The organism is Trichococcus pasteurii (assembly GCF_900112935.1).
Taxonomy (GTDB): Bacteria; Bacillota; Bacilli; order Lactobacillales; family Aerococcaceae; genus Trichococcus; species Trichococcus pasteurii.
The window spans coordinates 56,430-77,396 of the sequence record NZ_FONM01000006.1; the positions used below are offsets into that span (position 1 = coordinate 56,430).

The 20,967-nt window shown below is 43.6% G+C and carries 22 protein-coding genes and 1 other annotated feature (1 of these 23 cut by a window edge); of the genes, 3 read left to right on the plus strand and 19 right to left on the minus strand.

The features are described 5' to 3' along the window. Positions 1-14: 14 nt before the first annotated feature. The 17 genes from BM184_RS07065 to BM184_RS07145 form a co-directional block, all read right to left on the minus strand. Positions 15-794, minus strand: coding sequence for an SDR family NAD(P)-dependent oxidoreductase (locus tag BM184_RS07065; RefSeq protein WP_177208581.1), 780 nt, complete (start codon positions 792-794; stop codon positions 15-17). After that, entirely contained in the window at positions 784-1,086 is a 303-nt protein-coding gene (locus BM184_RS07070) for a hotdog family protein (protein WP_086942660.1), read from the minus strand. Before BM184_RS07070 ends, BM184_RS07065 begins: the two co-directional genes overlap by 11 nt. Then, a complete protein-coding gene (locus BM184_RS07075; RefSeq protein WP_086942659.1) occupies positions 1,083-1,430 on the minus strand; it encodes a hypothetical protein in 348 nt (115 codons plus the stop codon). Before BM184_RS07075 ends, BM184_RS07070 begins: the two co-directional genes overlap by 4 nt. After that, the gene (locus tag BM184_RS07080; RefSeq protein WP_218151000.1) at positions 1,417-2,601 is read right to left on the minus strand and encodes a thiolase family protein; all 1,185 of its coding nucleotides are present in this window, start codon (positions 2,599-2,601) and stop codon (positions 1,417-1,419) included. Before BM184_RS07080 ends, BM184_RS07075 begins: the two co-directional genes overlap by 14 nt. Then, positions 2,591-3,991 carry a class I adenylate-forming enzyme family protein gene (locus BM184_RS07085; RefSeq protein ID WP_086942658.1) on the minus strand — a complete coding sequence of 467 codons (1,401 nt, stop codon included), beginning with the start codon at positions 3,989-3,991 and terminating at the stop codon, positions 2,591-2,593. Before BM184_RS07085 ends, BM184_RS07080 begins: the two co-directional genes overlap by 11 nt. A 19-nt stretch (positions 3,992-4,010) precedes the next feature. Next, positions 4,011-4,559 carry a biotin transporter BioY gene (locus BM184_RS07090; RefSeq protein WP_086942657.1) on the minus strand — a complete coding sequence of 183 codons (549 nt, stop codon included), beginning with the start codon at positions 4,557-4,559 and terminating at the stop codon, positions 4,011-4,013. 278 nt (positions 4,560-4,837) lie between these two features. Next, positions 4,838-5,164, minus strand: coding sequence for a nucleoside triphosphate pyrophosphohydrolase family protein (locus BM184_RS07095; protein WP_086942656.1), 327 nt, complete (start codon positions 5,162-5,164; stop codon positions 4,838-4,840). A 97-nt stretch (positions 5,165-5,261) separates the two neighbouring features. Continuing rightward, positions 5,262-6,911: a DUF262 domain-containing protein gene (locus BM184_RS07100; protein ID WP_086942655.1), complete on the minus strand. Its 1,650-nt coding sequence runs from the start codon at positions 6,909-6,911 to the stop codon at positions 5,262-5,264. A 44-nt stretch (positions 6,912-6,955) separates the two neighbouring features. Next, on the minus strand, positions 6,956-7,282 hold the full coding sequence (locus tag BM184_RS07105; RefSeq protein ID WP_086942732.1) for a nucleotide pyrophosphohydrolase: 327 nt from the start codon (positions 7,280-7,282) through the stop codon (positions 6,956-6,958). A gap of 5 nt (positions 7,283-7,287) precedes the next feature. Next, entirely contained in the window at positions 7,288-9,054 is a 1,767-nt protein-coding gene (locus tag BM184_RS07110; protein WP_086942654.1) for a DUF2075 domain-containing protein, read from the minus strand. Between the two features lie 138 nt (positions 9,055-9,192). After that, positions 9,193-12,060 (minus strand): DEAD/DEAH box helicase, encoded by a 2,868-nt coding sequence (locus tag BM184_RS07115; protein WP_086942653.1) that lies wholly within the window; start codon positions 12,058-12,060, stop codon positions 9,193-9,195. Between the two features lie 18 nt (positions 12,061-12,078). Then, on the minus strand, positions 12,079-12,477 hold the full coding sequence (locus BM184_RS07120; RefSeq protein WP_086942652.1) for a (deoxy)nucleoside triphosphate pyrophosphohydrolase: 399 nt from the start codon (positions 12,475-12,477) through the stop codon (positions 12,079-12,081). Positions 12,478-12,839: 362 nt separating this feature from the next. After that, a complete protein-coding gene (locus tag BM184_RS07125; RefSeq protein WP_086942651.1) occupies positions 12,840-13,652 on the minus strand; it encodes a Cof-type HAD-IIB family hydrolase in 813 nt (270 codons plus the stop codon). Further along, the gene (locus tag BM184_RS07130; RefSeq protein ID WP_256213066.1) at positions 13,649-14,413 is read right to left on the minus strand and encodes a DeoR/GlpR family DNA-binding transcription regulator; all 765 of its coding nucleotides are present in this window, start codon (positions 14,411-14,413) and stop codon (positions 13,649-13,651) included. Before BM184_RS07130 ends, BM184_RS07125 begins: the two co-directional genes overlap by 4 nt. A gap of 126 nt (positions 14,414-14,539) precedes the next feature. Beyond that, complete coding sequence (locus BM184_RS07135) at positions 14,540-15,040, minus strand: hypothetical protein (protein ID WP_086942649.1); 501 nt, start codon at positions 15,038-15,040, stop codon at positions 14,540-14,542. 190 nt (positions 15,041-15,230) lie between these two features. Further along, on the minus strand, positions 15,231-15,392 hold the full coding sequence (locus BM184_RS15275) for a hypothetical protein (protein WP_086942648.1): 162 nt from the start codon (positions 15,390-15,392) through the stop codon (positions 15,231-15,233). After that, positions 15,385-16,056: a zeta toxin family protein gene (locus tag BM184_RS07145; RefSeq protein WP_245830671.1), complete on the minus strand. Its 672-nt coding sequence runs from the start codon at positions 16,054-16,056 to the stop codon at positions 15,385-15,387. Before BM184_RS07145 ends, BM184_RS15275 begins: the two co-directional genes overlap by 8 nt. A gap of 223 nt (positions 16,057-16,279) precedes the next feature. Here BM184_RS07145 and BM184_RS07150 point away from each other — a divergent pair, with 223 nt between their 5' ends. The 3 genes from BM184_RS07150 to BM184_RS07160 all read left to right on the plus strand — a co-directional run bounded on the left by BM184_RS07150 (position 16,280) and on the right by BM184_RS07160 (position 18,141). Continuing rightward, the gene (locus BM184_RS07150) at positions 16,280-17,134 is read left to right on the plus strand and encodes an aldo/keto reductase (protein ID WP_086942647.1); all 855 of its coding nucleotides are present in this window, start codon (positions 16,280-16,282) and stop codon (positions 17,132-17,134) included. A 378-nt stretch (positions 17,135-17,512) separates the two neighbouring features. Beyond that, positions 17,513-17,701 (plus strand): type II toxin-antitoxin system HicA family toxin, encoded by a 189-nt coding sequence (locus BM184_RS07155; RefSeq protein ID WP_086942646.1) that lies wholly within the window; start codon positions 17,513-17,515, stop codon positions 17,699-17,701. A 53-nt stretch (positions 17,702-17,754) separates the two neighbouring features. After that, a complete protein-coding gene (locus BM184_RS07160; RefSeq protein WP_086942645.1) occupies positions 17,755-18,141 on the plus strand; it encodes a type II toxin-antitoxin system HicB family antitoxin in 387 nt (128 codons plus the stop codon). A gap of 241 nt (positions 18,142-18,382) precedes the next feature. Here the strand turns inward: BM184_RS07160 and mmuM are convergent, their stop codons facing one another. After that, complete coding sequence (gene mmuM, locus BM184_RS07165) at positions 18,383-19,303, minus strand: homocysteine S-methyltransferase (RefSeq protein WP_086942644.1); 921 nt, start codon at positions 19,301-19,303, stop codon at positions 18,383-18,385. Next, entirely contained in the window at positions 19,293-20,702 is a 1,410-nt protein-coding gene (locus tag BM184_RS07170) for an amino acid permease (RefSeq protein ID WP_086942643.1), read from the minus strand. The genes mmuM and BM184_RS07170 overlap by 11 nt, the downstream gene beginning before the upstream one ends. A 54-nt stretch (positions 20,703-20,756) precedes the next feature. Beyond that, positions 20,757-20,967: a binding site (T-box leader), on the minus strand (it continues 17 nt past the right edge of the window).

A 20,967-nucleotide genomic window follows, 5' to 3' on the forward strand; every position in this document is an offset into this window, starting at 1 on the left:
CGGTTCCACCTGCTTCAAATACAATATTCGGACCTTTCCGGCCGATGATAGTTCCAAACTTGCTCGCCGTTGATCCCGAATACTGTTCCCGTGGGTGTCTTCGGCGAATCGATCAATTGGATTATCCGGGTCGCAACCTGCTCGCTCGAACCAATCCGCCAATAATCCGGGAAAGGTTCGCCTTTCCTGGCGCATTCTTCCTCTGCGCGCTTGATGGCCGGAATCGTCATGTCAGTTTTTGCGGCTGGCGAAACAGCATTAACCTGAATGTTAAAGCGTTTGACTTCGTCCGCCAAAGCATACGTAAATCCGATCACAGCAGCTTTGCTGGCGCTGTAATTCGCTTGACCAAAGACGCCGTACATGCCGGCGGTTGAAGTCATGGAATAAATATAACTGGGTTCCGGCTGTTTCATCATCTGCTTCACCACCGGCTGGGTGACGTTGTATAAGCTGTTGATGTTGGTATCCGTGACGTGATCCCAATTTTCTCCGCTCATCTTGTAAAATTGCCCGTCTGCGCAAATGCCTGCATTGTTGATCAAAATATCGATCCTGTCGAATTCCTGAACAATGTCCTGGATCAACTGTCGGCAGTCCTTGCGGTCGCGGACATCACAGCGCTTCGCCCAAAGCTGATCTTTGAATTGGACCAAATCCCCCTCTGCCTGTTCGATGCTTTCCGCAGTCTTCGAAGTGATGACTACCCGGTCTCCCACGCTCAAAAAAGTTTTTGCCAAGGCAAATCCTATGCCTCTTGTCCCGCCAGTAATCAATACGATTCTATTTGCCAATACAAACACCCTTCCCGATGCATTCATTCTCCCGCCAAACCTCAAATTCACCTTCATGAAGAAATTTCACCTGGGCGCGTTCGCCCACAAACAATGGCTTCAGGAACTTGTACTCATATTTGGTGATGACTTGGTAATCCCAATGGGCTGATAAAAACGCCTCGACTTTGGCCATAATCAAAATGCCGAACACCAATCCTGTGTCATGAATCGGATTGGTGTCTCTTGAAATTGTTTTGTAAGCCCGCAATTCCGCTGGAGAGAAAAGCAAGCTGTTCGCTTCTGATGTCATATGTGGCCCTCCACCAGCAAAGTGGTCGCGCATGTCGCAATCACTGCATTTTCTTGCTTGATGAGCAACGTATACGTCCAACAAGGTTTTCCGGGTTTAAAAGGAGCCTTATCGGTAAGGCTTAATGAAATGGCATACGGTTGATGGAAGCCAAGCTCGTGGCAACAGTTGAAGGCTTGCTTCATCAGTATCGGCATTTGATCGGCTAATTCCGGCAAGTCGAATTCCTGCCATAACGTCGCCAGATAGCTGAGGCTTATTTTGCTACCCAATGTTGGATCGACGAGCTGATTGTACGCGCGGATGTCCGCTTCCGAAAACTGCATGATTTTACTGTTCGCCATCAATTGGTCCTGCCTTCCTGATGAGCATGGCAGCACCTTGGCCCCCGCCTACGCACATCGTGATAATGCCGCATCGATTACTTTCATTCCTGTTCAATTCGGTCAGCAGCCTAGTAACCAGGATAGCCCCTGTAGCGCCGTACGGATGTCCGAATGCAGTCGCACCGCCGGAAGGGTTGATTTTTTCGATCGGAAAATTGCCCAATTTGATGCAAGCCAATGCCTGCACGGCAAAAGCCTCATTCAGCTCAATCACATCGATGTCCTCAAACGTTAACCTTTGGCGTGCCAACAGCTTTTGAACGGCAGGAACGGGACCTAACCCAAAGTCATTGGGATCAACCCCTACCGCAACAGCATCGACAACTTGCGCAATCGGCGTCAAATGATAAAGCCGACATGCTTGTTCCGATGCCAAAATCGTGAAGCTCGCCCCATCATTGACGGGACAACAATTCCCGGCCGTTATCGTGCCGTTTGCCTTAAAGACCGGCTTCAATCGATTCAAGCTTTCCATGCTGCTTCGGCTTCTCGGGCATTCATCGTCACGCAGCAGGAGCTCGTCATTTACTCGAAAAGGTGTGATTTCTGATTGGAATACCCCAGCTTGTTTGGCACTTTGGCATTTCAGTTGACTCTGAAGCGCAAACGCGTCTTGCTGCTGGCGGGTAATGCCATACTTTTCAGCGAGTTCCTCAGCAGCTGCGCCCATATCCGGATCGCCATATTCGTTAGTGGACAGTGGCTGGCGTGTCAATATTTGAGGGGCTTGCATGCCATACAGGGATTTAGGCCGTTCAATTTGCCACGGTGCGCGGCTGCTGCTTTCCACACCGCCGCAAATCATGATTTCGCCGAAACCGGACATTATTTTCATGTGTCCGATGGCAATGGCTTCAAGCCCGGATGCGCATTGACGGTCTACAGTGACCGCCGGCGTTTCCACAGGCAGACCTGCTTTTAAGGCAACGCGTCTGGCAACATTGCCACCGCCACCGATTACATTTCCAATAATGACCTCATCAGTGTGCTCGTTTAGGCCCGGATGCTTGTCCAGCATGGTTTTCATCAGGAATCCGCCTAGTTCTTCCGGACCAACGTCGCTGTACATCCCGCCGTACTTTCCGATGGGCAGACGTGCAGCCTCAACAATATAAACCTTAGATGACACTGGGCACTCGCTCCTTTACTAACTCATGCAGTAATTGTTTCCTGGATATTTTTCCGTTGTTTTGTTTCGGTATCTCTTCGACGGCGAAAACGTGATCGATTTTGGCAGGACGGGCCATCCGGGCCGATAAATAAGTATTGATTTCGGCCAAGCTCATCACTTGATTTTGGTCGGACCAAACAATGACGGCTCCAATTTTTTCATTGTAATGTTCATCCGGAATGCCAAGCACGACGATTTCAGCAACAGCCGCCAACTTTAACAAATGACGCTCAAATTCCTGCGGATAGAATTTCTCGCCGCCTCGATTGATGCAATCATCTTTTCGGCCATAGTATTCAAGTGTGTTCCCTGCCAATTTGCCCAGATCACCGGTTGAAACGCATGCGACTGTGGCTACGTGGTCCTCGCTTTTGCGGTGGTACCCCGCAAAGTTCAAAGGGCTGCTGACCTGTATTTCACCAACGCCTTCAGCATTGGGCTGATCAATGGTGACCTCCACTCCGGGAAACATCTGGCCGACGCTATTATCGGAAGGTATGCCCTGCACGGTTTCCATCGAAATGTAGCTTGTTTCCGATGAACCATAGAATTCATATAACTGCACATTCGGGCAATAGTGGTACAGCTTCCTGCGGATGTCCACATTCAGCTTAGCGCCAGATGAAATGATTGTGTAGTTTTCCGTCAACACTTCATTTTGAGCCTCCAGTTTGGAAATGAGCGCGTGGATCATGGTCGGTACAAGATAACAAGTCAACGCCTCCGTCTGCTTGATGAGGGCAATCAGACGATTTGTGGAAAAATGCTGATTCAGGATGAAGGTCTGCCCAAAATAGAGCGTCTGCATCAGCGTGTACAGACTCAAAGAATAGTGCATCGAGCCAAAGACCGTGGCGCTTTGGCTGCCGGATTGGGGAATCAACGCATTCGTCCCCTCAAAACTCTTGACCCAGGATTGATGGGTTCTACGGTAACCCTTCGGCTGCCCGGTCGTCCCCGAGGTAAAGCCGATAAACGCCAAATCGCTTGGTGACGCATATTCAGCAGAATCAACGGGGACGGCAACTTTTTGGGAAATGGTATGGATATCCATCAACACCAGCGGATCCTCAAACTGATTCAATATATCCTGCAGTCCCTGATCAGAAATGCCAGCATTAACGGGCACTGCCACTTTGTCCGCCCGGATCAACGCCAAAAAATTAATCAGTTGCTCAATGGCATTCGACATAGGTGCAAGGATCACTTTTTGAGGAATTCCCGCTAATATCTTAGCCCGATCCTGAACGCGCTCCTCCAATTGCTTGTAGGTCACCAATTCTTTCCCATCAATTATCGCTGTCTGCATAGCATTTTTTGCATGCCAATCATCAATACGCTTCATCATCGCACCTGCCTAAATCAATTTATGCTAACTTAAAGGAAATCAGACTGTAGCGTTTCTTGAGGCGCAAGGTAATCCAAGCTGCTAAAATCGCTTTAACCGTATCCAGAGGAACAAAGGCCAACGTCATCTTCAATCCGTTTAACCAAGAGTTGCCCATGTAATACGCCATGGAAAAACTGCCGCAAAAATCAATCAGCAAAGTCCCTCCAAGGATAAAAATGAGAACGGCTTTAGGAAAAGTAAGTTTTTCCCAATTCTTCTCAAGCAAGTAGCCGATCACAAGTGGGGCCAACACGTATCCAAGCAAAAACCCGCCGCTTGCGCTGGCGAATATGGCAATACCGCCCCGTCCGCCGGATAAAACCGGAAAACCTACCGCTACCATCAGCAGAAAAACACTCACAGCAAGAGGGCCGTATTTCTTGCCGAGCAGCCCGCCCGCGAGCATCATCATCATATTTTGCAGCACGATCGGAACCGGCAGGCCGGGAAGCGGAATCGTCAATACCCCCGACACAATCATCAAAGCCACCATCATTGTTACCCTAGTCAAAACTTTTGTCTTCATAACTTAACTCCTCCTGTATCTACCATCTTGATTGTTACCCTATAAATTATTGCGGTTTACAAACAACATGATAACCCATTTCTTTTTATCCCGCAACGCCCTTTTTGACGAATCTTGCATGCATCCAAAAAAGAACACACCAAAAACAGCAGCAAAGGAACCATCGTTGTGGTTCCCTTGCTGCTGTTTTTGGTGTAGCTATGCGGGAAGTAACGAACAACCCTCCGTTGTTCTGGAGTCCCCATTTAAATATTCATGCATCCAGAAAATGATTGCCTCTAGAGGTCAAATCTCTTCTCGGTTGTGCTCAAGAAATTATCCAGCGCTTTCTCGCAGTCGATGCCCATCCGATCTGCCAACACCATCAGCCACCAGATGCTTTCACCGATTTTGTGCTCTAAACCGGATTCGTTCGAGTTACCGACCGGCCAACGTCCTTGCTGTGCCATGGTCAAGCGCCCCACAAGCCCCGCATCCGTCAAAAACGCCAACGCGTCTTCTTCCACGGACCATACACTGCCGTGATGCTTCATTTCAAGTGAGTGGTAATGCTCCCGGATTTTTTTCGATCTTTCGGCTGCTTGTTTGATTGTTAAGCTGTCCATAGCGTGCCTCCTGATTTGGGATAAGTACAGATTCTTTTGAAACATCAATGGGAATTTACAAGAAAATTAAAAGATTGTGCACACACACTTTACGAGTTTATTCGACTCTGTCATACTGGTTAATTATCAATCTTTCCTTTAACTCTTTTTGGATCGCCGCTAATCGCTTGTTGAAGAAAATGTCATATTCGTCTGTCCAGATTCCCCACGTATCCAAATCATTTATTAAATGTGACTTCATCGTCTTAACAATATTTTCGTTACCGGCGACATAATCTTTCATATATACCGATGGTGCTTTATCTCTTATTTTCTGTTTGTTCAAAAAGTCATCAACCAAAGTAATGTTGGCGATATGGTTGATTTTGTCCTCATCAATCTTCTTTTTGCTAAGATAAGCTCTTGGAAAGAAATGATGATAATTTTTGCTTGTGGACATTTTAAGATAATCATTGTCTAGAATTACTTTTGAGCCGTCATCAAATGATTTGGGGTCATGATAGGATAGAATGCAAATCAATGCTTTTATGTAAGCTCGTCCTACCGTAAATTTGCCGTTTTGTTCTAATGCCGAAAGGGATACATCAATGCCCCCTAATTGTTCTGGTTCTTCTTTCGAAAGTATGCTTTCGATTTTTTTTATATCTTGAGCCATTTTACTTTCCACGCCACTTGAGAATCTCGAAGTAAGGCAGCACCTCCAAAAATAATCCTGTAGCCATTTTCTCTGAAAATCATCTGGCTTTTTGCTATTGTTGAAGCAGAAAAAGTAAGCAAAGGGTACCAATAGAGAGTCGTACGGAAGGAGGCCGGAAACAGGAATCCTATAAAAGGTTCGGAAATAATCTATTGCATCTCTCGTAGCATCGACTGCTTTATCCCAAATGGCTATGAATTCAGTCCTGTTTGTGGAGAGAATTGATTTCTTAATACAATCCTTGTTTAAAATTAATGAAATCAGTTGTAGCATTACTGTATTGCTGATTGCCCCGAACCGCTTAGTTTCTAGTTCCTCCAAAAATGCATCATGTTTTTCAGCAAGATCGAACCCAAGCTTCTCGTTATACATTTTTGCTGACATGATTTCAAAAACCGTTAATGTTTTACCACCTGTATTTAATCTGGTGAAAACCTCCGTAGCCACCTCGATTGGCGCATCTGTCAGTTCAACGATGGAAAATTGATAGTTCTGAATTTTTGTTCGGTACAAACCTATCTGGTTAATTATTTCATTATCATTATATTTAGTTACTATTTTCAACAAATCCATATCAAGCAGTTCTTTTAGAGAAATATACTGAGTTTCGTTCAAGTTCTCAACATCAGTGACAACAATTTGTTCATCATTTTCTTCAGCAGTCAGATCGATATAAATTCGAGAAAAATCCTCGATTATATTCACCTTCTTATTTTTGAAATTTTCCCGTTTAACAACCACACCTTTGATTCCAGCATACAGGCTAGTGATTCTCTGCTGACCGTCCAAAACATAATAGACTGAATCACCTTCAGGAGCATCTTTCAATTTCAAACCACCAATATCTCTTACGGAGCGTAATGTATCTCGTGTTTTCCATAATATGAAAGTCCCTATGGGGTATCCTCTTAGCACACTATCAATCAACTTTGCGGCATCTTCTTTACTCCAAACATACTCGCGTTGGAATTGAGGGATTTTCACTCTTCCGGAATCAATATCACTCAATAAATTTACATACTTTATATTATCTGGTTTTGCCTCAGCCATCGCAGGATACACCCCTTTGTATTTTAAAAATACGGTGTTTACAGTTAGAACTCCGTATATTTCTCTTTGTTCCCTTTGCTCTTGTCCACCGGATACTTGATGTTGTTCTTCTCCAGCTTCGCCTCGATGATCTCATCGATGTCCAGATCGAGGTTGCTCGCCAGCATGTGGGAATAGATCAGCACATCGGCGAGCTCTTCCTTGATCCGTTCGATGCTGGTCTCTTTGACTTCCTCAGGAGATTTCCATTGGAAAAGCTCCAGCAGTTCAGCGGCCTCCAACGAAATCGAGATGGCAAGATCCTTCTCGTTGTGGAATTGGCGCCAGTCGCGGTCATCGCGTAATTTATTGATTTTATCCATTGAGTTCATTTGTGTCATCCCTTTCTGGCATCCATTAGTGCTTGTTGCAGTTCTTCATCCACCGCAAAGAGGTACAAGCCGTTCACTCCTCTGGTCAGCAACACGTTCAGTTCGTTCTTCAGCAATGTGTCGGAGAAATATTCCTTGCTGCCGTCCTTAAGGCTCCTCTTTTGAGTGGCTTTTTTATTTTTGCTCTCTTGGCGGTCAAAAATGATTTTGCCGTTCCGGTATTTCACGGATGGCCCGATGATGACGCCCGCATAGTTCAGGTCAAAACCTTGGACCGTGAAAGTGGAGCCGACTTCGTCGACCGTCTGCTCCTGTTCGGCCCACGAAAGGTGCTTGTTTTTGATTGATTGTTTCTTCGAAGCAACAGGCAGCTGCAGATTCCACGGCAATTTCCAGTCGCCCACCCGGACGTACCAATAGTCCTCCCCTTCAGGTTTGCGCTTATCTACATAATCCCAATCGAAGGTGGCCGTCAGCCTGGAAATGCCCGAATCCTGACTCTCCGCCTTCGCTTTGATGGCTGCGTGCAGTTCTTCCGGGCTGGTAAACACCTGGATATCGTAATTTTTTGAATCGACAGGGATTTTCCCGACTTCCTGCTCATCAATCAGGGAACGGATCCAATTCACCGTCGCTTTGTCGGAATTGATGCGCATCTGGTTCGAAAGATACATCAAGTTGCCATTTAATTGGGCTTCATGCTGAAGGCTCATCAATTCCTCGTATTCCCAGTACTGTTGTGTCGAAAGCACCTGGTTTTGGTCGAACACCGCCACAACTACCTTGGCGCGTTCCAACAGATCGTGCAGTTGATTCTTTCCGCGATAGGACTGTTTTCCCTGCGTCCACAGCAAATGCGCCTCATCGACGATCACCACATCCACTTTGTCCTCCGGCCCATGATTATTGATGAACGGGGTCGGTTTAGAAACGAGGTCTGGCTGCTTTTTGCTGTAGATGCCCAATTTGGTCGCAATCTGCTGATAGACCTTCAGCTGCTGCTCGTGGTTCACCAAGAGGAAATTCTTTGTATCCTTGAAGATCAGATTTTCCGGATCATCCTTGGATAATTGGTTCAGTTCATAAAACAGACTGCTCATCAATACCGTCTTTCCGGATCCCGCTTCACCGGTCACAAGAATCAGCTGACCCGTTTCCCCTTTCGTCAGAGCTTGCATGATGCGCAAAGTGATGAAGTCCTTCGTGCGGATCTGCTCCTCCGTCAGTTTATGGAACGGAGAAGCCTTAAAAATGGCGGAATCCCTGATGATCTGCTCTACCGGAAAAAGCTCCTTATTTTTCTTCTGCAGTCCTCTCCAGATCTTCGAGAAGATCTTGTCCACCTCATGGGATGTAAAATAGTCGTTCTGCTGATTGGTCCGGCGGTTATAGACTGCGTCGACATTTTCAATGCTGGACATATACAGCATCAGTTTGTTTTCGATATCCAATGTAAGTGACTTATTGAAATGATCATGACCGATCACGTACATTTTGGATGATTCTGAAATGGCCAGGTTCTCCCAATCGCTCCTTGTTTTCGGATCGACCGTCAGATGCTGTATGGTCCTCTTCTTGATATCGGAAGTTTCCCCGATGTAAACCGAGAACTGCTTCTCTTTATTCTTGTCATTGACGATATACACTGTCGGATAATGCAAAAGGTACTTCGCATCCTTACCGACAATTTCTTGGACTCTTGAATCAAAATCCTGTATGCCTTCGCTGCTGTAGTCCAGTTCATAGATTATCGGGGCGGAAATGTGTTCCATATCAGCACCTCCTCTTACAATTGTATCAACATACTGTTTCTATATTGTATCTTGAATTCTCAAGGCTCTTAAATTCACTACTTGATTAAGATCCCAGGTCTGAATGATTTGATAATTCATGAAAAACTCTTTTCGAGACTAAAAGACCGCTTTCTCTGGTTCAAACTCTTGGTACAGATCAATTGGCATTTTATTTTCCAATAGATATTGAATTTCAATTGGTTTCTCGTTTTGATAAGAAATTGCCTTTGCAGGACCGATATACGTGTAACGTTGTGTCACGTTATTCACCGTTTTATATTTGCGCACAAACAAATGAATGGTTTTTCCATATGCTTCATTTTGAGTTAAGTCTCTGCCACGGTCAGAATCCACTTTAGTATTGTTAGGACTCTCCCATTGGAATTGTTTTTGCGAAATAAATTTATCCTTGTAGTTGATATTTTCATCGATGTCGGCTTCTTTATGCAAATCGATAAATAGGAAATAATGAGCGCCGCCTATTTCATTTTGCAAAGTACTTCCCCTAAAGGACGAATGGGTATTACGAAAGTTCGCCATCATCCCGACTTCTCGTTGCGAATACTCACTATAGAGTTGCAGGAATGGATAGCCCAAGTTCTCATGACCGAACTCATTTTTGTAACGCATCAAACCGTAATGGATAGCATCGCTAAGAAACGGACCTGCTTCTTCATCTTCTAAACAGGTAAGTAATTCCTTGTTAAAAGCATAAAGGTTACCTTCAATTTCTTCAACAATCTTGATGCCGTGAATTTCATTCTTATCCGCGTATTTAAGGTTAAATGTCTCTAATGCATGCGCCGTTGTATCTGTTTGATCGCCATCAACGTAGCGATTTACTTGTTGGATAGCTTCTTCCTTAGTAAACCGTTCTTGGTCAAAACACAGCTCTAAAATAGCAAACTCATGTGGACGTTTTAAAGGTAAATAACTCTGTAGTTTGGTATAAATCCCCATGAAGCTCTTATTAGAAGCTAATTTTTGAACCAATTCATTATCCTTTTCTACCTTTTGTAAAAACGCAATGTAGTTATCTGATCTGTTACTCGTAACGGATTTACTAAAGAACAACACCGGATCCGGCGCACCTTCTAGCGTCAAATAATCTTGAAGACGGTAAGGAATCTTCCCCGCCAAAGCACCTTTAAATGCTTGGTAATCTTCTATTAAATATTTAAGAGCATAGAAGTTTTCATTTTCTAACTGTTCTAGAATTTGATCCTTAGCAATTGCGTCCATTCGAATATTGGTTGGACCGGGGATGTTTCGGAAGCCTTTACGAACTGCATGGGTGATTTCTTTCTTTGTCACCGAACGTGATCCATAAAGCGCAATGGCAATCAAAAAGGACTTACTGTAGTTCCCAATAAAATCTAGGACGGTTAGAAATTCTTTTTGCTCCGCTTTACGCAAGCCACGACCCAGTTGTTGGGTAAATACAATCGCTGATTCGGTTGGACGTAACATCAAAACTGTATTAACACTCGGTATATCAATACCTTCATTAAAGATATCAACTGTAAAGATGACATTTAACTTATCCGTGTCACTCTCAAGTAGCTGAATTTGACGCATCCGCTCTTCTTCTGAGTCTTCTCCAGTCAAGTATGCACTTGGAATGCCGCGTTTGTTAAACTCAGCAGCCATAAATTCAGCATGTTTTTTTGTGATACAGAAACCGAGTGCTTTTCTTTTCGGGCCATCATGACCATAGAAGTTCATTCTCTCTATGATGAAATCAACGCGACTAGTAACATTTAATTTTTCAGCAATTTGGTCTGGTGTCAAACGCTCATCGCTTAAATCGACTCCAGTTTGATCAGTAATACCATAGTAATGGAAAGGAACGAGTAAATTCTCTTCCAAAGCTTGGCGCAGACGAATATCAACAGCTAAGTTGTTATCAAAAAGATCAAATACATTCCCATTGTCCGAACGTTCCGGAGTAGCGGTCATTCCTAAAAGGAACTTCGGGTTGAAATGATCTAATACTTTTTGATAGGAAGGACTTGTGGCATGATGTGCCTCATCCACAACAATGTATTCAAACTCATCCGGACGATAACTATGAAATTCATTTTTCATTGTTTGAATCGTTGCAAACAAATAATCAGCATCATAACTCTTCTTATTTCCGGTCAAAAGTCCCATTTTATTCTTAGGAACATTTACAACTCTCGCAAACGATTCCATCGCCTTTTCCAAAATAATGCCCCGATGAACTAAAAAGAGCATCTTCTTAGGCTGCACCTGCTGCACATCAAAAGCTGCCATCAATGTTTTACCGGTTCCGGTTGCTGCCACGGCCAAAGCACGTTCGCTGCCTGTTTCGCGCAACAAAGCGAGTTCCCGCATTGCACTTTTTTGCATACTGTTCGGTGTTAAACGCGGACCTAAGGGATAAGTAAAGATTTGTCGCGTATCAACACCTGGAGAATGGACAAGATCTTGATAACGGACCCCACGATAGTGCTTCTCATATTGAAGCAAGAAATCTTCAGTTGTTTCTAAACTACTATCCCAAATCTGGTCAAAACTATCTTTTAAGTAGTTTAAAAACTCTTCATTAGTGGCATCATTCTTAGCAATGACTTGTAGATTCCACTCAATATTGCTTTTCAATGCATAATTCGTTAAATTTGAAGATCCGATAATCACCTTGTAGAAGTCATCATATTCAAAAATGTACGCCTTTGGATGAAATCCTTGTGTTTCAGTAGCCAAAAATACGCGCACATCAAAATCATTAAAAGTTTTTAGCTTTCGAATTGCTTTTGGATCCGTAAAATTTAAATAAGTTCCCGTAATAAATTTACCTAAGATACCTTTGCTCTCAGCAAGTTTAAAACTATCCAGTAATAACTGGACACCAGAATAACTTACAAAGGCAACATTAAAATAAAAGCGACTACAGTCTGTCAAAGATTGTGTCAGCTCATCCAGCAAATTTTTCTGGCTCGTATTATTGACTAACGTATACACATAACTACCTTCTCTCTGCTAACCCATTGTTTGTCCCATCAAAATTTCTATTGCTGGAATATCAGCTGGTGCCCATTCTAACGTTGTTAGCTCCTCAACCGCCAACCATTTCACCGCAACATGTTCTGTCAGAACTGGCTGCCCTTCTAGCAAATCACATTCAAATGTAGTTAAATTTACAAAGCCAAAATCATACTCATGACGGGTAGTTGTGACTTTATTTTTTACTTCTATTTTGCAGAGTAACTCTTCCCGAATTTCCCGTTCAAGAGCCTCTTTTTCCGTTTCACCTGCTTCAATCTTGCCGCCAGGAAACTCCCATAAGTAAGGCAAAGATTTCCCCGGCCCTCGCTGTGCACAAAGGATTTTATTGTTTGATTTTATAACTGCCCCAACTACGTGGATTTCTTTTTTCATCACTATTCCTCTTTCATTTCACTAATAGTTATATAGTATCATATTGATAAATTATTTAACCGTATATATTTGAAACTGAATCATTCATAGTCATTTTAAATACTATGAATGATTCAGGTTAATGTAACTTTAATTATAAATAAGTTTACTAGACAATTCAATGTTCGAAAAATCAAGGGATTGCAGGCGCTCGTCAAATTGATTAAAAAAACCAACACAACCGCTGTTCATTGAACAAGTAGTTGTGCTGGTTTGACATTAAATATTTCGGTTGTATTTCGCATACTGTGACTTGATCTCCCCACCATTTTTCAGGTGATAGGTTCGTTTCGTCAAGGCGATTTCGAAAGCTAAATCCTCATTTATCCAAAACTCTTTGCCAAAGCCTTATAAAAACCATTCTCATCATTCGTATCCGTTACACAATCAGCTGCTTGTTTTACTTCGTCGGGAGCGTTGCCCATTGCGATTCCTTTGCCAGCGTGTATGATCATCGGCATATCATTGAAATTGTCTCCGATTGCTAAGGTATTATTTAATTCCACGCCATATTTTTCGCACAAAAAGTGAAGTGCCCCCAGCTTTGATACCTGATTATTGACGATTTCCATATAGGTGTCTTTTGATCGGTAGTAGGAAATGTTTGATAAATTTGCCTCTGCCAACTCATCCTCAAGTTTCTGGATATCATCCGGATTTCCCATGCACAGTATCTTGTGGACAGGTAGATGCTCTTTCAGGAAATATTCCATTGAGATGGACTCTGGATCCATTTTGGTGATGGCCGCTTCCTGCTTGACCCACTCATTTTCTCGTTCAACGTACCACCGCTCGCCGGAATAGATATTGAAGCTTATATCCGGAAAATTTGTGGATATTGTTTGATAGAGTTGTAACGCGTCCAGTCGCTCTAAAGTCAGACTATACAGATCAACAAATGATCCTTCTTTATATTGTGTGATCAGAGCTCCGTTGAAGCATACCAGTGGTGAAGACAACTGAACTTCATCGGCAATCGAGACCATTGCTCCTGGCGGTCTGGCGGATGCCAAAATGATTTTCGTGCCTTGTTTCACCAAGTCTTGAATGATTTGGCTTGCTTCGGCTGTAACTTCATGATTTGAATTTAATAACGTGCCATCTATATCGCTGAATACCAACTCAACCTTTGTCATACCGTTTCCTCCTCAAAGATGATCTCTGTTTGATCTCCGAAATAGGCTTGATGTTTTGGAACCAAAACTTCATCTGTAATGAAGCAATCAATGTCCTGGTAATTTGCGCCTTTATACTGCGCTTCTTTGCTGAATTTCTGATTTTCAGCAACCAGCACCACTTGGCGACTTTGTTTCACCACTTTCTGCTTGATCAAGGCATTGTTCGCTTCTTTAAAAAAGACGCCTTCTTTCTCCAAACTTGCCGCTCCGATGAAACAAATATCAAATTTTATCGAATCGATTTCTTCCAAACTCCGGACCGAAAAGAAAAACCTGTCCTCATGATTGTACTCCCCGCCCAAAAGGTGAACCTTTATTTTAGGATTCATTCCCAATGCAAAAGCATTGTCCAGCGAATGCGTATAGACCGTACACTTTTTGTTTAATTTCTGCGCTGCCAACAATAACGTAGTCGATACATCCAAAAACAGCGTACTGTCTTCTGTTATTTCTTCCAAAACTCTCTCAGCCATTTTTTCTTTTTCAGGTTTATGCATGCCTGTCCGCTCCCCAAAACTGAGTATCTTCGTTCTGTCCTCAGCTAACATAATGCCTCCGTGCGTACGGACAGCCGTTCCGGTTTTTAGGAATTCCAGGATATCACGACGCGCAGTGTCAGAAGAGATTTGGAATACTTCCATTATTTCTTTTTTGGAAAGTCTTTTTCTCTCCTCCAACAGCTGTTGCATCTGCTGAATGCGCTCTTCTTGGTACATCATCCCACCACCTTTAATTGAATTATATAAGCATTTATAAGTATTTGCAAGTTTATTCAAGCGTTTGGGGAATCAGGTTAAAAAAATAAGCACAAACGTTTTTAGGCGTTTGTGCTGGTTTCGTTATCTTTAGATATTCAGATTAGGAATTTTGTTTTTGAACGAAGAGTTATTCTTCAAAATGACTTTATCTTCCAGTCCGCGGATCAGGCGGCCGTCTTTGTCATAGACATGGCTTCGGGCTTTTTGGATGTCAGCCATCGCAAGGATGAGTCTGTCGCGTATTGGTTCAGGCAATTCATCGAACAGGAAAGATTCTTTGTTCAGATTGTATTTCCCTCGCAGCGATTCCACTTCTCCGGCTTTCTTCAGTCGGTACGTTCGTTTGGGCAAGGCGCCTTCGATTGTGCGTTTTTCGATCCGATAGACATAGTTTTTGTCGTCGTAGACGATTTCGAGAGCACCGCTGTTGGTGCGGTTGTACTGCACATGCTTGTGATTTTCCTTATGCAGTTCCCACCAGGCTTTGATCCCCGCAATCGCCTCTTCCTCAGTTTTATAGCTGCCGTGTTCCTTCCGAATGTTGCCGATGCGATTCTGCCAATAGTTGGTATACACTGTTTGACTCATACAATCCGCCCTTTCGTTGATGGTGTAATCGCTATCATTGTATGACTAATCCGGAATTTTTGCAAGGGAATATACTTGAAAGAACTTGAAGCCTCCCCTCATCAACAGTCTCATTAAAAAAATCCTCCCAAGTATTTGAAGTTTGGTGGGAGAACCAAATTTCAAACTCTTGATGAGAATTTTTACATTTTTACTTATCCAATCCAACAAGCTTACGTTGTTTCCTGTTTGCTTCCTCTGCGACATATTTTAAGACTGTCTTGAATTCTTTCCTCGTTGCATTCTTAGTGAAAGTTCCAAAATTACGATTGTATTTTGCCATGATTTCTTCTGCTTTTTCTTTTTCAACCATCCAAATTCTCCTCCAATTCTTCAACAGTATATTGTTTTGGTAAAATAAGATCGATGTTTTCAACATCTTCCAGCACTTCTGAAATTTTATTTTCATAGTCTTTGAAGATAACAATTAGTTCAACCGCATCTCCAAAAATTTCTTTTACTTTTGCTATATTTTCACGAGATTTAAAGTAGGCATTAATGAACCGCTCTTTCGGTACAAATCTGCCTTCTGCTTTTTCACGTTCCTTTGTAAATTGCCAAGCAATAAATGGATCTTGATAAACATAGTAGAGTGACACTTCGTAATTCCGTTTTATCGCGCGTTGAATATTCTGAGTAGATTTGCCTATTGCAAAAGTTCCATCGAGAATAAAAGAATATCCTTCTTTCAAAAGATGGGTAAATGCGTGATCTACAAGCCAAGATGCACCTTTTTGAAAGTCACTGGAATTCAATCCGTTGTAATCAGGAAATTGACTGCGAAATTCATCAGCATCTATAATACAAAGATTGTCCGATAGTTCTGCTAAGGCGGTTGCTACTTCAGTTTTACCAGCACCTGGGCTACCAGCCATAAAAATAGCAACTTTATCAGGAACCATTATCTTATCTGCAACAACTCTTTTAACAAAATTTTGCTTATGAGCTTTTGCATACAGCAAAGATGCATCATCCACTTAATCAACTCCCATCATCGATAATTATTCATAAACTTAGGATTTCTATTTCTCCCTAAAGGATATCATATAATTCACCAAAAACAATAAAGTAAATCTAGAAGCGCTACCCTTCTTTGTTGTTAAAAGAAAAAAATAAAAGAAATAGAACTTTACATTTGACTTGGAGTGAACTCCAAGGTTTAAAGTAGACTTATCAAATAAAATGATGGAGGAAAATACTATGGAACAAACGTATATCACATTGAACGATGGAAACAAAATCCCACAATTCGGACTGGGTGTCTTCCAGATTCCAGGGGACGAAATGACCAAGGAAGCTTGTTTGGAAGCCTTTAAATTAGGTTATCGTCACATCGATACTGCGCATGCCTATCAAAACGAACGCGGTGTAGGACAGGCAGTTAAAGAAAGCGGCATTCCGAGAGAAGAAATCTGGATCACGACGAAACTGTGGCCAAGCGAATACGGCGAAGGCAAGACAGCAAAAGCCATCGACAAAATGCTGGAGCGTCTTCAGACGGATTACATCGACCTTCTTCTGTTGCATCAACAATTCGGCGATTACCTGGGTGCTTGGAAAGATATGGAAAAAGCTGTCGCTGAAGGCAAAGTGAAGAGCATCGGCTTGAGCAACTTCGAATCCGAACGTTTGGAAGAAGTACTCGCTGCCGCAACGATCAAGCCCTCCGTCCTGCAGGTTGAATGCCATCCATATTATCAACAAAACGATCTGAAGAAACGGATCGCCCCTTATAACACAGTCATCGAAAGCTGGTATCCGCTGGGACATGGCGATGCGGCCTTGATCGAAGAGCCTGTTTTCACCAAGTTGGCAGAAAAATATGGAAAAACGAATGCCCAGATCATCCTGCGTTGGCACATTCAGGAAGGCATCATTGTGTTCCCAAAATCATCAAATCCGGTGCACATTAAAGAGAACATCGACATCTTCGATTTCGAATTGACTGAGGAAGAAATGAACGAAATCCGCCAACTGGACAAAGGTTTCCGCTATTACACACGGACACTTGCGGAACAAGAAGAAGCGCTGAGCCAATTTGTACCGGCTGATTAACAAAATAAGAACAATTTGAAAATCCTCCAGAAATGCTTACACAAAGCATTTCTGGAGGATTTTCGTTTTGTGATATAAACCGACTGCTTGGAAAGCTTTGTACTTTGAAACCTGACTTCTTATCTGATTATGATATTCTCCCATCAGCCATAACAAGCCTTTTTGATCAGGGATGAAACATAGAAACCTTTTCGAATTATATTGCGTATTTATAATTTGATGACCATTCTATTTTTGGATATCGGGAACCAGTCTGTGCATTTGTTGTATTTTTTGAACATCACAATATCTAGCCTCAAGAATCAATGAATCGATACTGTTCGAAGTTGACAAATACGCATTTTATGCGCATAATACGAATTGAGAGGACCAAAAACAATGCCAATGACACCAAGACAGATGGTAAAACTATTGCAAAGGAATGGGTTTGTGCGAATCACTCAAAATGGCAGCCACCTCAAACTATTCAATAAAATAAATCAAAAAACCGTAATTGTTCCACTGCACAACAAGGATTTGGGAATTGGCTTAGAACAGAGTATCCTGAAACAAGCAGGTCTTAAATGATATATATGCGGTTAATGAATCAAAATAGAAAATACTCCAAAGACAAGGAGAGGATGAAAATGAAGTTAGTCTATCCAGCTACATTCGAAAAGGATGGCAAGTATATCCTTGTTCAGTTCCCTGATATACCGGAAGCAATCACGCAAGGCGCTACAATCGAGGAAGCTTATGAGATGTCAGAAGAAGTGCTAGGGCTCGCATTAGAGGATAAAAAAAATTTCCCTGTTGCTACAACCGTGGACATCCTGCAAAAACAATTTCCCAACAAAACTGTTGCCTTGATCGGAATCGATCTGGCTGCATACAGACGGAAGTATCATTCCAAAACAATCAGAAAGAATGTAACCATCCCCGAATGGTTGGCTGATTTAGCATCCGAGGAGAACATCAATTTTTCTCAAACTCTGACCGATGCCTTGAAGGAAAAATTGCGGGTATAATTCCGCCCTGATCTTCTCCGGTTAGGCTGTTTTCCTCGAAGTTGGGGTTCGTTTTCCTTGCCCACCTCCGATTAGCCAGCCCTAACCGGAGGTGAACAACATTCTGATCGCCCGATCTCCGACGAAACGCCCCTCGCCGGAGATCGGAGATAGCAAACGGTAAAACACAAAAACCTATCATCCTCTTGTTTGTGGGGTGATAGGTTTATTTTTACTGATTTCGATAAATAACTGATACCTACTAAAGAACCTCAGCGAAAGTTTCCTTCAACAGCTTGATTTCTTTAGCTGATGTGCAGCAACAGCCGCCGATCCATTTGCATCCTGACTCATGCCATTTCAATGCTTCGTTTGAAAACACTTCGTCCACTGCATGACTGTGGGTCCATACTTTTGTGCTGGGATCGTAGGTCGCTCCCGAGTTGGGATAAGCGACCAATGGCTTTGTCGCATTCTCCTTCAGATATTCCAAAGTTGGCAAGACTAAATCAGGCTGCACGCAATTGACGCCGTAGGCAATGATTTGCTCGGACGACTCTGCCAATAGCTGGAAAACGCGCAGATCGGTCCCGTCACATAAGTGGTGGGCGTCTTTCAAGGTTACCGTCAACCAGGCTGTCGCCTTCGGATGTTGGGCCAGCAATTCAATCAGAGCCTGGATTTCCGTTATGTCCGGAATGGTTTCGATAGCTAGCAGATCAGCCCCCGCTTCCAGCAGCAACTCTAACCTTTCGCGATGGAAATCGACCAACTCGGTTTGCGACAAACCGTAATTGCCACGGTATTCAGAGCCGTCCGCCAAATACGCACCGTATGGCCCGACAGAAGCTGCCACCCATTTTTCTTGCGTGCCTTGGCTTTTCGCCTGGGCCTGTATCGCAAGTTGGACCGTTCTTTTGATTAAAGCACGGCTTTCTTCGGTTGTATGGCCTAACCGCTCAAACCCGGTTACCGTCGCTTGATAACTGCTGGTGATGGCGATGTTTGCACCAGCAGCGTAATAGTTCTGATGCACTTTTTCGATTTTCTCCGGTTCGTTCACCAATGCTTTTGCGGTCCATAACTCGTCGTTCAAGTCCAATCCTTGTTCCTCCAACCCTAAGGACATGGAGCCATCGATGAGGATCACTTTTTGTTTCTTTTGCCACTCTTTAAAATTCATCGGAAAGCTCACCTACTTCTTGATTCTCGAGTGCTACAGAAGCCTTTTTGCTGAAGAATAATTGGTAATAAAAGAAGCACAAAATCGTGAATGGGATGCCGATGATCAAGGCAATCCGCTGGTTCGGATCAAAAGCGATGCCGATGATCGACACGCTGCACAGGATAATCACGAGCCAGGGAACGATTGGATAGAATGGCGTTTGGTAATCCAGCTCCTCCAGTTTATGCCCCGATTTCAGATAGTGCTTGCGGAAATTCAGTTGGGCCCACGCGATGCTCAACCAAACAGCCACGACCGCGAATGCCGAGATGGATACCAAAGCCAGGTAAACAGTGTCCGCGGAATAAATGCTGGAAAAGAGCGAAAGCAGTCCGCCCAGAATGGTCAGCAGCAGCCCGTAGATCGGCAACCCGCGCTTGGATAGTTTCGCGAAACGTTTCGGCAGCGTTCCTGCATTGGCCAATGACCACAGCATTCTCGATGCGGCATAGACCCCGGAGTTTGCGCCGGAAAGAACTACAGTGATCAGGACAAGGTTCATGATGTCGGCGGCGTATGGGATACCCATCAAATTCAGGATAACGGTCACCGGACTTTCATCCAAATTAGCCGCAGAATCCGGAAGCAGCGCACCGATCACAACAATCGTCCCGATGAAAAGGACCACCAGAATGACGATTGTCCGCAGAATAGCTTTCGGGATATTCTTTTTGGGATCCGACGTTTCGCCAGCGGCTACGCCGATCAATTCCGCACCGGAAAAAGCGAAGTTAGCCGACAGTATCGCCAAGAAAACGGAGCCTGCGCCTTTCGGGAACCAACCGTTTTCCGTCAGATGACTGAAAAGTGGTGCTGATTCATTTCCCTGGATCGGTATAAATCCGAATATGCCACCCAGACCCAGGATAAGGAAAATTGCCAGTGCCAGCACTTTGATCAGCGACATCCAAAATTCGCTGACGGAAAACCAACGCACATCAATAATGTTTGAAAGTACAATAATGCCGATAAAAAAGATGCACCAAAGCCATGCGGGAATGCCGGGGAACCAGCGTTGTGACAAAATCGCCAAGGTGATGAACTGCGAACCCAATGCAACTGTCCACGTCAGCCAGTAAAGCCACGCCACCACGAAACCTGCTCCGGGATGGATATATTTTGAAGCGTAGTTGTGGAACGAACTCGTACTAGGCTCGTGGACCGACAGTTCGCCCAAGCACATCATGACCAGCGTCACCAAAAATGCCCCGATCAAATACGCGATGATGGTTCCGATCGACCCCGTCGTTTGGATCAAATACCCCGAACTCAAAAAGATTCCGGTTCCGATTACCCCACCCAATGAAAGCATAACTAGATGCTTTGATGTCATTTCCCTTACAAATGATTGCTCCATAAATTTTTCCCTCCAAAAATGTATTAAAATATATAAAAAAAGCACTCCCCCTATTGAAAGGGCGAATGCTCGCGTTACCACCTTTGTTCATAATCATAAAGATTATCTCAGCAAGGGACTGTCATCCCTTCACGCGCTATCGGGCGTACCCGTCACCTGCTAAGTTTCCCTCACATGTAATAACTCAAAGACCATTTTCGCTGATTCCGAAACATCTGCTTTCACCATCCGCAGACTCTCTGTGGTTTCTTTCCCAACTACTTAT